The organism is Streptomyces sp. NEAU-YJ-81 (assembly GCF_017592595.1).
GTDB classification, from domain to species: domain Bacteria; phylum Actinomycetota; class Actinomycetes; order Streptomycetales; family Streptomycetaceae; genus Streptomyces; species Streptomyces hygroscopicus_B.
On the sequence record NZ_JAGFNO010000011.1, the window covers coordinates 68,703 to 83,205 of the forward strand.

Below are 14,503 nucleotides of genomic sequence, written 5' to 3' on the forward strand. Positions count from 1 at the left end.
TTCAGGACACTCCAAGCTCGTTGTCAATAAACTCAAGGACCTGATCCGCCGAGGCGGACTCCAGCCTTTGGGCCGCGCTCATTTCATCCGTCGGCTGCCGTGGCACCTGCGTGCTCGGCGGGACGATCGCGGTGGGGGTGGCGGCGGTGCCGTCCGAGGTCAGCCGTCGCACAAGGTGGTGGGCGATGCCTTCCGGGGTGGGATGCCGGAAGATCAGGGCCGCGGGCAGCCGCAGACCCGTGGCGGCCGCGAGGCGATCGCGCAGTTCAACAGCGGTCAGGGACTCGAAGCCCAACTCCTTGAAGCTGGCGTCGGCGCGCACCGCCTCGGCATCGGTGTGCCCCAGCACGGTGGCGGCGTGGTCGCGCACCAGGCCGAGAAGCGTGCGATACCGGTCGAGGGCCGACAGCCGCGCCAGCCGAGCGGCCCAGTCGACGGACGGCACTTCGGCGGCGGCAGCGGTACGCCGCCGTACGCTTCCCCCGCCACCGCCATCGGTGGCCATCCGGCCGGTGTTCAGGGCTCGCAACTGATCGGCCTCGGCGGGGCGCAGCAGCAGTGCGTCGATCGTCAGCACCGGGGCGCCCACGGCGTCGGCGACGACGACCCGCAGTTCCCGCTCGCCCTCGGCGGCCTGCGGACGGGCGGTGAGTCTGACCCGTACGGCGGTGGCCTCGGCCGCCCACAAGGACACGCCACTCGCGGTGAACGGCAGCCACATCCGCCCCTCGTCCGGCTCCGGCCCGGGATCGGTATGGCCGGGCAGCAGCGTCGGATGGAGCACCGCGTCCAGCAGGGCGGGGTGGATACCGAACCCATTGGGCTCTCCCGCGGCCTTGGGCAGTTCCACATCGGCCAGCAGATCGGCGCCGTCCCGCCATACCGCGCGCAGCCCCTGGAACGCGGCTCCGTAGGCGTATCCGGATGCGGCGATCCGTTCGTAGAAGCCGTCGGTGTCCACCGGCCGCGCTCCGGGCGGCGGCCATGTCCCGGGCAGCTCCCCCGCTCGGCTCTCCGGTACGGCAGGACCGAGTACGCCCACGGCATGGCACATCCAGTCGGTGTCCCCACCCGCGCGAAGGGCGTCGTCGGGGAGGGAGTAGACCGCGAGGTCGCGGCGTCCGTCGTCGGCGGACGGGCCCACCACCACCTGGACGCACCGGCCGCCCGTCGCGGGCATCGCCAGCGGCAGCCGCAGCGCGAGTTCCTCCACCGCACCGCAGCCCGCCTCGTCGGCCGCCCGCAGCGCCCACTCCATCAGCACGGTTCCGGGGACCAGGGCCACGCCCGCCACCACATGGTCGGCGAGCCAGCCGTGCGTCTGCGGGGAGAGACGTCCGGTCAGCACATGGCCACTGCCGTCGGCGAGCCGCAGCGCGGCGCCCAGCAACGGGTGGTCCGCGGCGACCAGACCGAGGGCGCCGGGGTCCCCGCCGGACCCGCCGGGGGTGTCCAGCCAGTAGCGCCGGCGCTGAAAGGCGTACGTGGGCAGATCGACCGTACGAGGCGTGGGGTCGGCCGGGAAGGCAGCCGACCAGTCCACCTCGGCCCCGGCGATGAACGCCCGCGCGACCGACTTCGTGAGCTGTGCCAGGTCCCCGTGGTCCCGGCGCAGGGTGGGCACCGCGGCGGCGCCGCTCTCCGCGTGCTCGAAACTCTCCCGCATCGCCATGGTGAGGACGGGGTGGGTGCTGGCCTCGATGAACACCCGGTGGCCATCGGCCAACAGCGCCTGGACCGCCTCGGCGAACCGCACCCGCTCGCGCAGATTCCGCACCCAATAGCCCGTGTCCAGCACGGAGGCATCGGCCCGGCCGCCGGTCACGGTGGAGTAGAACACCACCCCGGCCCCGGACGCGCCGACCGGCTCAACTCCCCTCAGCAGCCCCGTGAGTTCCTCGGCGATCTCGTCGACCTGGGGACTGTGCGAGGCGTAGTCCACCTCGATCATCCGCGCCCGCTCGCCCGCCTCCCGGCAGGCGGTCACGGCAGCGGCCACGTGCTCCGGCGGCCCGGACACCACAGTGGACTCGGGCCCGTTCACCACCGCCACCACTACCCCGGCGGCCAGGTCGCCGAGCCCGGACAGCAGCTCCGCGGCCTGTTCCTCACCTACGCCGAGGGAGGCCATGGCCCCGCCGCCGGCGAGTCGCCGCAGGGCCCGGCTGCGCAGCGCCACGACCTTCGCGCCGTCCTCCAGGGACAGCACTCCCGCCACCACGGCCGCCGCGATCTCGCCCTGGCTGTGGCCCACCACGGCGGCGGGCCGCACACCGTACTCGGCCCATACGGCGGCCAGGGACACCATCGCCGCCCAGAGCACCGGCTGCACCACGTCCACCCTGCTCAGCTCGGCGGCGCCTTCGGCCCCCCGCAGGACATCCGTGAGCGACCAGTCGACGTGGGGTGCGAGCGCTCGTTCGCACTCCGCCACCCGGGCGGCGAACACCGGCGAGGCGGCCAGCAGTCCAGCACCCATCCCGGCCCACTGCGAGCCCTGCCCGGGGAAGACCAGCACCGGACCCGCGCCGCCCGTGGTGGCGGCCGTACCCGTGTGCACCACGCCCGGGTGGGTGCCCTCGGATGCCAACGCCTGGAGGGCGGCGGTGAGTTCGTCGCTGTCGTCGCCGACCATCACCGCGCGGTGCTCGAACGCCGTCCGGGTGGTGATCAGTGACCAGCCCACCTCCCGGGGTGACGGCGTGTTGTCGGCGGCCATGCGGGCGGCCAGCTCCCGGGCCTGTCCCCGGAGGGCCTCGGCGCTCCGGGCGGAGAGCACCCAGGGCACCGGCTGGTCGTCCTCGTCCGTCCGCGCCTCTGCGGGTGCGGGTTCCGGCTCGGGGGCCTGTTCCACGATCAGATGCGCGTTGGTGCCGCTGATGCCGAAGGAGGACACACCCGCGCGGCGGGGGCGTTCGTCGCGCGGCCACTCCACCGGCCCGGTCAGCAGGCGCACCGCGCCGCTGTCCCAGTTGACATGCGGGCTGGGCGCGTCGATGTGCAAAGTGGCGGGCAGCAGTTCGTACCGCATGGCCATCACCATCTTGATGACACCCGCCACGCCGGCGGCGGCCTGGGTGTGGCCGATGTTGGACTTGAGCGAGCCCAGCCACAGGGGCCGGTCTCCGGGTCGCTCCTGCCCGTAGGTGGCGAACAGGGCCTGGGCCTCGATCGGGTCGCCGAGGGTGGTTCCGGTGCCATGGGCCTCGACGGCGTCCACCTCGGAGGGCGACAGCCGGGCGTCGGCGAGGGCTTGACGGATCACCCGCTGCTGGGAGGGGCCGTTGGGCGCGGTCAGGCCATTGGAGGCGCCGTCCTGGTTGACGGCCGAGCCCCGGATCACCGCCAGCACCCGGTGGCCCTCGCGCCGCGCGTCGGAGAGCCGTTCCAGGAGCAGCAGGCCGACGCCCTCGCCCCATCCGGTGCCGTCGGCCGCCGCCGCGAACGGTTTGCAGCGGCCGTCGGGGGCCAGCCCCCGCTGGCGGGAGAAGCCGGTGAACATGCCGGGGGCGGCCATCACCGTCACGCCTCCGGCCAGGGCCAGCGCACACTCGCCCTGCCGCAGTGCCCGCACCGCCAGATGGACGGCCACGAGCGACGACGAACACGCCGTGTCCACCGAGACCGCGGGCCCCTCCAGGCCGAAGGTGAACGCCACCCGGCCGGACACCACGCTCGGGGTGCCGCCGGTCAGCAGATGGCCGTCGAGCCCCTTGGGCGCCTCGTGCAGCCGGGGGCCGTAGTCCTGGGCCGTCACTCCGACGAACACCCCGGTCGGACTGGCCTGGAGGGCAGTGGAGCGGATGCCCGCCCGTTCGAAGGTCTCCCACGCGGTTTCCAGCAGCAGCCGCTGCTGGGGGTCGGTGGCCAGCGCCTCGCGGGGGCTGATGCCGAAGAACTCCGCGTCGAATTCCGGTGCGTCGTAGAGGAAGCCGCCCTCGTGGGCGTAGCTGGTGCCGGGGCGGTCCTGGTCGGGGTCGAAGAGTCCGGCCAGGTCCCAGCCGCGGTCCCGGGGGAACTCCCCGATCACGTCGGCGCCCTCGGCCACCAGCCGCCACAGCGCCTCGGGCGAGTCGACCCCGCCCGGGAAGCGGCAGCCCATGGCGACCACCGCGATCGGCTCCCCGGCGTCGCCCGGTGTGGTGGCCGTGGCCGCGGGTGGGGTGGCGGAAGGGCCGGTGGCGGGGGTGGTGTGGGCCCTCAGGTGGTCGGCGACGGCCAGCGGCGTGGGGTGGTCGAAGGTGAGCGTGGCGGTCAGGGGCAGCCCGGTGGCCGCGCCGAGCCGCTCGCTCAGTTCGGTCGCCGCGAGGGAGTCGAAGCCCAGCTCCTTGAAGGTGAGGCTGGGATCGACGGCGCTCGGCGCGGAGTGCCCGAGGACGAGGGCTACGTGCGTCCGCACGGTGTCCAGTGGATCGCGGTGCCACGCCGCGTTGGCAGACTCGGCCGACTCACCTGTGGGCGGTGCCGGGTCCAGGGCGCCGTCCGTCCCGGTGGCGTGGGTGGACGGCGCGGTGGATTCGGGTGGGGCGCCGGGCCAGTAGCGGTCCCGCTGGAAGGCGTACGTCGGCAGGGCGACCCGCTGCCGTGGATGCCCGGCGCAGGCCCGGTCCCAGGCCACTTCGGCGCCGCGGACATTCGCCTGGGCCATGGCGGTGGCGAAGGTGCGCGGCTCGGGGCGGTCGCGGCGCAGCGCGGCCGCGGCGGCCGGGCGCGGCCTCCCGGGGGCCGGTCCCGGCAGTGCGGTGAGGCATTCGCGGGTCATGGCGGTGAGCGGGGCGTCCGGTCCGAGTTCGAGAAAGGTGGTGACACCGGCGTCCAGGAGGGTGTGCACACCGTCCATGAAGCGCACCGCGTGGCGGGCGTGGCGGGCCCAGTACTCGGGTGAGGCGAGTTGTGAGGCGGTGGCGAGCCGTCCCGTCACATTGGAGACGAGGGGGATGGCCGGTGCGGAGAAGGTCAGTTCCGAGGCGACCGCGCGCAGTTCGTCGAGCATGCCGTCCATATGCGGCGAGTGGAAGGCATGGCTGACCTTCAGCAGCCGGGCCTTGCGGCCACGCTCGCGCCAGGCGGCGGCGGCCGCGTGGACGGCGTCGTGGTCGCCCGAAAGGACCACGGACGAGGGCCCGTTGACGGCGGCGATGTCCAGCCGGTCGTCCCATCCGGCGAGCAGTCCGGCGGCCTCGTCCGCGTCGGCCTGCAGCGCGGCCATGGCCCCCTTCGCCGTGACCGACTGCATCAGCCGGCCGCGTGCGGCCACCAGGGTGCAGGCGTCGGGCAGGGTGAGCACACCGGCCACATGGGCCGCGGCGATCTCGCCGACCGAGTGGCCCATCACATGGCCGGGGGTGAGTCCCCAGGATTCGGCCAGCCGGTACAGGGCCACTTCGATGGCGAACAGCGCGGGCTGGGTGTACGAGGTCCGGTCGAGCAACGCCGCCCGCGGCGAAGGGGCTTGGGCGAACATCACCTCGTGCAGCGGCTCCGCCGGCCGTGCGTCCAGGCAGTCGCACACCTCGTCCAGCGCCGCGGCGAAGACCGGATAGGCGGCATACAGCTCACGGCCCATGGCCGCTCGCTGGCTGCCCTGGCCGCTGAAGAGGAAGGCGAGGCCGCCGTCCACGGCGCTGCCCCGCACCGCTCCGGCGGTCTCCGCGCCATCGGCCAGCGCGTCCAGCCCGCTCAGCAGCTCGTCGGTGTCCTCGCCGAGGAGCACGGCGCGGTGGTCGAAGGCGGTCCGGGTGGTGGCCAGGGAGTGTGCGATGTCGGCCGGGGAGAGGTCGGGGTGGTCCGTTAGATGGTCACGCAGCCGCCCGGCCTGGGCGCGCAGCGCCGCGGGGGTCTTCGCGGAGATCGGCCAGGCCATCACAGGGGGCACGGGGGGCGCGGGGGTGTCGGCCGGGGCGGACGCGGGTGCGGGCACGGAGGCGGACGCGTGGGCGGGCGCTTCGCCGAGGACGAGATGGCAGTTGGTGCCGCCCATGCCGAAGGAGCTGACCCCGGCGAGCAGTGGCCGGTCCGGGCGGGGCCAGTCGCCGAGCCGGTCATGGACCCGCAGTCCGAGCTCGGTCAGCGGGATCCGCGGGTTCGGGGTGGTGAAGTGGAGGCTGGCCGGGAGCAGTCGGTGCTGGATGCCGAGGGCGGTCTTGAGGAGGCCGACGATGCCGGCGGCGCCTTCGAGGTGGCCCACGTTGGTCTTGGCGGAGCCGACGAGCAGGGGTGTGCCGTCCGTCCGGGCGGTGCCGAGCGCGGCGCCGAGCGCCGCCGCTTCGACGGGGTCGCCGACGGGGGTTCCGGTGCCGTGCAGTTCGACGTACTGGACGTCGTCGGGTGCGACTCCGGCCCGCCGGTGGGCGGTGCGCACCACGTCCTCCTGGGCCGCCGGGCTGGGGGCCGTCAGCCCGTCGGTGGCGCCGTCGTTGTTGATGGCGCCGGCGTGGATGACGCAGTAGACCGGGTCGCCGTCGCGTACGGCCGCGGCGAGTGGTTTGAGGAGGACCGCCGCGCCGCCCTCACCACGGACGAAGCCGTTGGCGCGGGCGTCGAAGGTGTGGCAGCGCCCGTCCGGGGACAGCCCGCCGAACTGGGCGGCGGCGGCCGTCATGCTGTCCTCGGTGAGGATGAGGTTGACACCGCCGGCCAGCGCCAGAGTGCACTCCCCGCGCCGCAGGCTCTCGCAGGCCGTGTGGACGGCCACCAGCGAGGACGACTGTGCGGTGTCTACGGTGAGGCTCGGGCCGCGTAGACCGTATCCGTAGGAGACCCGGTTGGCGATGATGCTGCGGTGGACACCGGTCATGGCGTGCCGGGTGGCCGCGGTGGTGTCCCGGCGCAGCAGGGTGGCGTATTCGCCCCAGATGGCGCCGACGAACACACCGGTCGGGGTGTCCTTCAGTGTTCCGGGGCGGATTCCCGCGTCCTCGAACGACTCCCAGGCGAGTTCGAGCATCAGCCGCTGCTGGGGGTCCATGGCCGTCGCCTCGCGGGGCGAGATGCCGAAGAAGGAGGCGTCGAAGGTGTCGACGCGGTCCAGGAAGCCGCCGTACCAGGTCGGCGCGGGCCGGTCGGGGCCGCCGCTGGCCGCGGTGCCGGTGGCGGCGGTGCCAGTGGCGGCGGTGCCGGTCCGGCGGCGGTCCTCCGGCATGGTGGTGACGGCGTTCCCGCCCTGCCGCAGCAGCCGCCAGAAGGCTGACGGACTGGGTGCGTGCGGCAGGCGGCAGGCCATTCCCACCACGGCGATGGGCTCCGCTTGCTGAGGTGTCCGGGTGGGCGCGGCGCTATCCATCGCACCCCATATGGCGCTGGGAGAACATCTGCGTGTTCTGGGTCATGGGCGGCACTCCCGCTCCGGATTGATGATCGGTGCGAGCACGTGGCCCATCGTGGGGCGCGGCTCTAAAGCAAGACCAAATAGGCCGCGGCCGGTGACTTTAGAGACGCGTTACCGGAACCCATGACCATCGCTGAGCGGGTGAGCCCTTTATGTGCCCTTGGCCGACCCGATCTCCGAGCACACAGGAGGAGTGCCATGACATCTCCATCGGCCGTGCCGCCAGGCGGCACGGTGTCGGACTACTACAGCTCGCTGGGACCGCTTCTGCAGATGGCGTGGGACGACAACTTCCACTTCGGCTACTGGGACGGTCCGTCCGATACCCGTTCGGTCCAGGAGGCCACCGATCGCTTCACGGATCTGCTGATCGAACGGCTGCGGGTGGGGGCGGGAGACCGGGTACTGGATGTCGGCTGCGGTATCGGGAAACCCGCGATGCGCGTGGCGACCGCCACCGGTGCCGATGTCCTGGGCATCACGATCAGCGAGCTCCAGGTCAAACAGGCGACCGAATCCGCCCGGCTGGCCGACCTGTCCCACCAGGTGGCATTCCAATACGCCGACGCCATGGCCATGCCTTTCGACGACGCGGCTTTCGACGCCGTACTCGCATTCGAATCGATCAATCACATGGACCGCCCGACGGCGCTGCGGGAGATGGCCCGTGTGCTGGGGTCCGGGGGCCGGGTGGTGCTCACGGATGTCACCCCGCCGAGCGACGGCAGTTACCAGCCGGACGCCGATCCCGATGTGGTCACCTCGCTGACCCGGCTGGAGGACTGGCCCGGTCTGATCGGTGACGCGGGGCTGGTGCTCGATGAGCTGACCGATGTCACCGAGAACACGAAGGACACCGCCAACCGGATGATCGACGGCATCCTGCGCTGCCGCCGGGAGTTCGAGGCGCGGCACGGGGTCAGCGTCCAGGAGGTGCTGGACGCCGCCAAGTCGGCGCTTCCCACCGTGCCGAGCGCCGGCTGCGCCATCGTGGTGGCCCACAAGCCCTGAATCACCAACAAACCTGACGGTTATTCGACATCCCCTTCATGGGCCCCGCGGAGCCGGAATTCCTCGCTCCTCATCAAAGCGGCGACAAGGGGCCCATGATCTCGCAAGATTCGCTTGTCCCGGCCGATGCGGTCCGCGTATTCTCATTCGCGGACTGCACCACCTCAAGTGCGGGATATCCGGACTCCGATCTTCCGGACGTATTGCGAATACCCGCTCCGCACCGTCGAGGACGCCGCCTCGAGGGCGCGTATATCCGGATTCTAGGTGAGGTGGGTAGTCATAGGACTTGCTTACGATGTGGGGCACCCGCCGAAGACGTCGATCTTGTCCGTTCTCTGATTCCTCGGCAGGGCCCGCGATAAAAGAGGGGTGAGTAATGGCAGTCGCGAACGGCGTGCGTCAGTGGATCCGGCGGCACCGCCCGTCCCCGCGCAGAGGGGCGCGGCCGGACCACTTTCCACACGCAAGCGGCTCAGCAAGCGCCCACTTCCCATCCCCTCCGGGGTCGCCGGACTCCGGGGACGTGACAATTGCCGTGCGCCATCCGGACGGCCCGGGACGGCGATCCGCGCGGACCTCCAGAGCCACCAGAGCCCGCCCCGCACATGCGTGCGCCTCCGGAAGCAGACGGACATCGCCCTCGAAATCGAGGAAACACCCAGAAAACACCACGGGCACTTCCGGCAAAGGCGCCGACTGTCCCATGACCGCACACGTCGGCGACTCGGATGGGGCACATCGTGCGATATGAGATCATGGGACCTCTCCGGGTGGTAGAAGGAGAGCGGAAATTAACCATCAGGGCGCGGAAGATCGAGGTCCTGTTGACCGTTCTGCTCGTCCGCGCCGATCAAGTGGTCCCGATCGACCAGCTCATCGCGGAGATCTGGGGGGAGTATCCGCCGCGCCGGGCGATCGCCGGGCTCCATGTGTATGTCTCCCAGATCCGTAAGTTCCTGCGCCGGCCCGGCCAGAGCGAAAGCCCCGTTCTCACCCGCCCCCCGGGATATGTCCTGCGGCTGGGCCCCGATCGCCTGGACTTCCACTGCTTCGAACGACTGGTGTGCGAGGGCCGGGATCATCTCAGGGAGCGGCGCTACCAGCAGGCCACGGACACTTTCGAAAGCGCACTCGATCTCTGGCGCGATCCGTTGCTGGATGATGTATGCCATGGGCCGATCCTCGAAGGCTTTCAGACCTGGCTGAAGGAAGCCCGGCTGGAATGCATCGAGATGCTGACCGATTCCCGCCTCATGCTCGGCCGCCATCGTGAACTGGTGAGCGACCTGTACCAGTTGACCACCGAGCATCCTTTGCGGGAGGCACTCCACCGTCAGTTGATGCTGGCGCTCTACCGCTGTGGCCGCCGGGCGGACGCGTTGCATGTGTATCAAGCGGCGCGCAAGACGCTCAATGAGGAACTCGGGCTCGAACCGTGCCGGGCCCTGCAGGACATGCAGCGGGCCATCCTCACCTCGGATGACCGGCTGGAACTGCATGTTCCCGCATGAGGAAGACCGCGTAAGGAGGTGGACATATGAGCGATCACGTCAGTTACCTGTCCGACGGCAGCCCGATCGAGGTCGTCCTCGAAGGCGGACCGGACGATCTGCCCCGGGCATTCCAGACCGGGCAATCGACCCTCACCAGCAAAAAGCTCAAAATCCAGCATCGCGATGGATACGAGCACTTCGAACTCGTCAGCGATTCCGCTGACATCACCACAGCGATCTTTCGCTGGACCATGCGAACGAAAATCGCCGAGTAGCCTCCATGGCCCCGGAACCCCGGGATCGCCGACCGGTCGCCGCCGACTCCCGATCCCGGGGCGGGGGCCGTGGCCAGGAGGTCCGTATGCTCACCTCACGATGGCGCGGCGTGGTGATCGCCGCGGTCGCGATATCGACAGCCCTTGCCGCACTGCCCGCCGGGCCCGCCTCGGCCCGCACATCCGCCCGGCCCGGTGCCCGGGTGGTGGACGGCCGTACCCAGCCGGTGTTCTCGTATCCGGATGCCGTGCGCGAGCACCTCATGGTCCAGACGCCCGTCGACAGTGACGGCGATGGGCACAAGGACCGGGTCGCGGTGGACATCATCCGGCCCAAGGAGACCCAGCAGGGTCTCAAGGTGCCGGTCATCATGTCGGCCAGCCCCTACAACGACACCGTGGGCCGCGGGTTCGAGTCGGAGCGGAAGAGCTACGACGCCCAGGGCGCCCCGGCCAAGTTCCCTCTCTTCTACGACAATTACTTCGTGCCGCGCGGCTACGCCGTGGTCGATGTGGATGTGACCGGGACCGGCAGATCCGACGGCTGTCTGACGGTCGGCGGCGCCTCCGACGTGGCGGCCGCCAAGGCGACGATCGACTGGCTGGGCGGCCGGGCCACGGCGTACGCGGCCGACGGCAGCGAGGTGAAAGCCTCCTGGTCCACCGGCAAGGTGGGCATGATCGGCCACTCGTACGAGGGCATGCTGGCCAATGCCGTGGCCGGCACCGGTGTGGAGGGGCTGGAGACCATCGTCCCGATCTCCGGGATGAGTTCGTGGTACGACTTCGCCCGTACCAACGGCGCCAAGCACTGGAATGGTTTCGCCTCCTATCTGACGACGGCGCTGGACACCGACCCACCCCAGAAGTGCCAGGCGGTGCGCGACCTGTTGCAGGCCGGCGAGGACGACGCCACCGGCAACTACAACGCCCACTGGCATGAGCGCAATTACCTCGCGCGGCCGGCGCCCGAGGTGAGCAAGGTGCGCGCGAGCGTCCTCGCGGCACACGACCTCAGCGACTACAACGTACGGATCGACCAGTTCGCGAACTGGTGGGCCCCGCTGGCCGAGCGCGATGTGCCGCGCAAGCTGTGGCTGGGCCGCTACGGGCACACCGATCCGTTCGACTGGCCCGGTCGGCGCGCACAGTGGGTCGACACCGTGCACCGGTGGTTCGACCACTGGCTGTACGGCGTCCAGAACGGAATCATGGACGAGCCCCGGGTCGATCTGCAGACCGGCCCGACCACCTGGACGACCCAGGCCGACTGGCCCGCGCGCACCTCCTCGGTGCCCCTGCACCCCGGGCCCGACGGCTCGCTGGCGCTGAGCCCCGCGAGCGGCACCGGGACCTTCACCGACACCAAGCTGAGCGAGGCGGATCTCACGGCCGACCCGTCGGCGAGCCGTCCGGGCCGGCTGGCGTTCCTCACCCCGCCGCTGCGCACCGGGGTACGGCTCTCCGGCACGCCCACCGCGGATCTGCGGGTCACGCTCGACAAACCGACCTCGAACCTCACCGCGCTGCTCGTGGACTACGGCGAGGAGGAACGGATCGACTGGAACCGCAACGAGCCCCAGAACAGGATCCACGACGGTCTGCGGGGGCTGGACGAGGAATCCTGCCACGGGGAGAGCACCGCCCAGGACGACGCCTGCTACCAGAAGACCGCCAATGTGACGGCGCGCAAATCCTCGGAGGTGATCGCCCGCGGCTGGATGGACGCCCAGAACCGCCACTCGCTCACCACCCCCCAACCGATGACCCCCGGCCGGTCCTACCGGATCGCCTGGAAGACACTGCCGAACGACTACGAGATCAAGCCGGGCCATCGGCTGGGGCTGGTCCTCGGCGGCACCGACGCCGACTTCCTCTACTTCGAGGATCCGACCGGGTCGAAGGTGACGGTTGACCTGGGCGGCAGCCGTGTCACCGTGCCGGTGACCGCCACCGGTGGAATCACCAAGTCCCTTCGCTCATAGGCACGTTGGCGATGCCCGGGCCGCCCACCGGCGGTCCGGGCTCAGCCCTGGACCCAGGTGTGGATCACATGGGCGCCCAGGTCCGCGTACCCGTCGGCCATGCGGTGGCCGCTCTCGTACCGGGCCGTGAGGTCGCCGTAGCGGATGTCCTCCCGCGCGGAGAAGCCCAGCCGGCGCAGGTCACCGGCGAGCTCCTCCGGGGTGAAGAAGCTGAGGAAGGGCTCACCGGCCTCGGCGGCCCATGCCGCGCGGGCCTCGTGCACGGCGCGGTGCTCCGGTGGCAGCGTGTCCGGCGGCTCGCCGTAGTCGAAGACGGCTCCGGAGCCGCCCGGCAGGCCCGCGATGAAGCCGAGCGTGTCCAGCACGGCGGTGTGTGTCAGATACGGCACCACCCCGAGCCAGATGAAGAACGCCGGGCGGGCCGGGTCGAAGCCCGCCGCCGTCAGCCCGTCGGCCAGGCTCTGCCGCTCGAAATCGACCGGCGCGAAGGTCAGTGAGGGCGGTACGGGGATCTCCGTGGCGGCCAGCCGGCCGCGCTTCCACTCCTGGGTCGCGGGATGGTCCACCTCGAACACCCGCAAGCCCTCCGCCTCGTACGGATTGCGGCAGCCGAAGGTGTCCAGCCCCGCCCCCAGCGCCACCGCCTGCCGCACCCCGCGCGTCACGGCGGCGGCTACGGCGTCCTCGGCGAACCGCGCGCGGGCGGCCACGGACAGCCGCACATCTTCGCGCTCGGGCCGGAAGGCCGTCTCGAGGAGGGGGTCGTCCGCGTCGGCGGCGAGGATACGGAGCGCCAGCGGATCGTGAAACACCCGGCCGCCCTCCAGCTCCTGGTGGGCCGCGCGGAACGCGGCGGCGCCGCGGGCGGTGATGCTGGGCCGGCCGATCTGCATGAAGCGTCCTCCCCCGAGGTCCCGCCGTATGTCGCGGGCGGCACACCCCATGGTGTCAGCTCCGCACTCCGCGCGCATCGCCAACCGCTCATGTTCACAAGGGAGTTACGCGACGGGCAACGGCCTGGGGACCGCCGGGGCCGCGGCGCCGCCCGGCAGGCGCGCATTGTCCCATCGATGGGCGCCGGACAGGGGGCAGCCGGGCCCATCGGGTACATCCGGTCGGCCGAACCGGTGAAGCTCCCCATCACTCCGCAACCCCTCCGGATGTCATGCCTATAAATATGACAATCCGACAATCAGAACAAAAGGGTCCGGCATGGCCCGGACCAGTGCGGAGTGCACCGTGTCCCATCACCCACGCCACCGGACGGCGCTGCTCGCCGTCGCCCTGCTCGGTGCCGCCACCGCGTGCGGCAGCGGGACACCGGCAACCCCCAAGGCCGAGGAGAAGCCATCGAGAACCGCACCGGCCAGGAGCAGGGCCATGAAGGGCTTCACCCTGGTGGCCACCGGCGATCTGCTGGTGCACGCCTCCGTCATCCGGCAGGCACAGGCGGACGCGGGCGGTGACGGCTATGACTTCCAGCGCATGATCCGGGAGGCCGCGCCCGTCGTCGCCCAGGCCGACCTGGCCATCTGCCATATGGAGACCGTCTACGGGGCCGCCCACGGGCCGTTCACCGGCTATCCGACCTTCAAAACGCCTCCGCAGCTCGCCTCGGCCGTGAAGAGGCTCGGCTACGACTCCTGCTCCACCGCCTCCAACCACACCCTCGACGCCGGTCCCGAGGGGGTGGTCCGCACCCTCGACGCCATGGACAAGGCCGGGCTCAAGCACGCCGGATCGGCCCGTTCCGCCGCGGAGAGCACCCGTCCCACGATGATGGAGGCCGGTGACGCCAAGGTCGCCCAGCTCGCCTACGCCTACGGCACCAACGGCATCCCGGTCCCCAAGGGCAAGGCGTGGCTGGTCAACCTCATCGATCCGGCGCGGATCATCAAGGACGCGCGGGCCTCGCGGCGCGCCGGGGCCGATGTGGTCGTCGTCAGCGTGCACTGGGGCACCGAATGGCAGCAGGCGCCGGACAAGCTGCAGCTCGCGCTCGCCAAGAAGCTGACCGCCTCCAAGGACGGGGGCCGCCGCGACATCGACCTGATCATCGGCACCCACGCCCATATCCCCCAGGCGTACGAGAAGGTCAACGGCACCTGGGTGGTCTACGGCATGGGGGACCAGATCGCGGGGATCATGCCCGACAAGCGCGGCCAGATGGGCTCGGCGGCGCGCTTCACCTTCACCCCGCCCACCGCCCAGGGCAGGGCGTGGGAGGTGAAGAAGGCGGAGTACATCCCGCACGCCGTGGACAACGATCCGATCTCCCTGGTGAACCTTCCCCGGGCCCTGGAGAAGAGCCCCGGCAACCCGGGTTACACCAGCGCCCTGAGCACCATCCAGGAGGCGGTGCTCAGCCGGGGCGCCAAGAAGGACGGCCTGACGATGGGCCGTTGACCC

The 14,503-nt window shown here is 71.2% G+C and carries 7 protein-coding genes; 5 read left to right on the top strand and 2 right to left on the bottom strand.

What is annotated here, in order from left to right:
- Position 1: 1 nt before the first annotated feature.
- On the bottom strand, positions 2–7,282 hold the full coding sequence (locus J5X86_RS23875) for a type I polyketide synthase (protein ID WP_243981243.1): 7,281 nt from the start codon (positions 7,280–7,282) through the stop codon (positions 2–4).
- Between the two features lie 243 nt (positions 7,283–7,525).
- Between J5X86_RS23875 and J5X86_RS23880 the strand changes: the two genes are divergently transcribed.
- The 4 genes from J5X86_RS23880 (at position 7,526) to J5X86_RS23895 (ending at position 12,094) form a co-directional block, all read left to right on the top strand.
- Entirely contained in the window at positions 7,526–8,338 is an 813-nt protein-coding gene (locus J5X86_RS23880; RefSeq protein WP_208518800.1) for a cyclopropane-fatty-acyl-phospholipid synthase family protein, read from the top strand.
- A 743-nt stretch (positions 8,339–9,081) separates the two neighbouring features.
- Positions 9,082–9,852: an AfsR/SARP family transcriptional regulator gene (locus tag J5X86_RS23885; RefSeq protein WP_078647100.1), complete on the top strand. Its 771-nt coding sequence runs from the start codon at positions 9,082–9,084 to the stop codon at positions 9,850–9,852.
- A gap of 26 nt (positions 9,853–9,878) precedes the next feature.
- A complete protein-coding gene (locus J5X86_RS23890; RefSeq protein ID WP_208518801.1) occupies positions 9,879–10,109 on the top strand; it encodes a DUF5988 family protein in 231 nt (76 codons plus the stop codon).
- An 86-nt stretch (positions 10,110–10,195) separates the two neighbouring features.
- Positions 10,196–12,094 carry a Xaa-Pro dipeptidyl-peptidase gene (locus J5X86_RS23895; RefSeq protein WP_208518802.1) on the top strand — a complete coding sequence of 633 codons (1,899 nt, stop codon included), beginning with the start codon at positions 10,196–10,198 and terminating at the stop codon, positions 12,092–12,094.
- Between the two features lie 41 nt (positions 12,095–12,135).
- Here the strand turns inward: J5X86_RS23895 and J5X86_RS23900 are convergent, their stop codons facing one another.
- Positions 12,136–12,987, bottom strand: coding sequence for an SAM-dependent methyltransferase (locus J5X86_RS23900; RefSeq protein WP_208518803.1), 852 nt, complete (start codon positions 12,985–12,987; stop codon positions 12,136–12,138).
- A gap of 319 nt (positions 12,988–13,306) precedes the next feature.
- Here J5X86_RS23900 and J5X86_RS23905 point away from each other — a divergent pair, with 319 nt between their 5' ends.
- Positions 13,307–14,500, top strand: coding sequence for a CapA family protein (locus tag J5X86_RS23905; RefSeq protein WP_208518804.1), 1,194 nt, complete (start codon positions 13,307–13,309; stop codon positions 14,498–14,500).
- Positions 14,501–14,503: the final 3 nt, after the last annotated feature.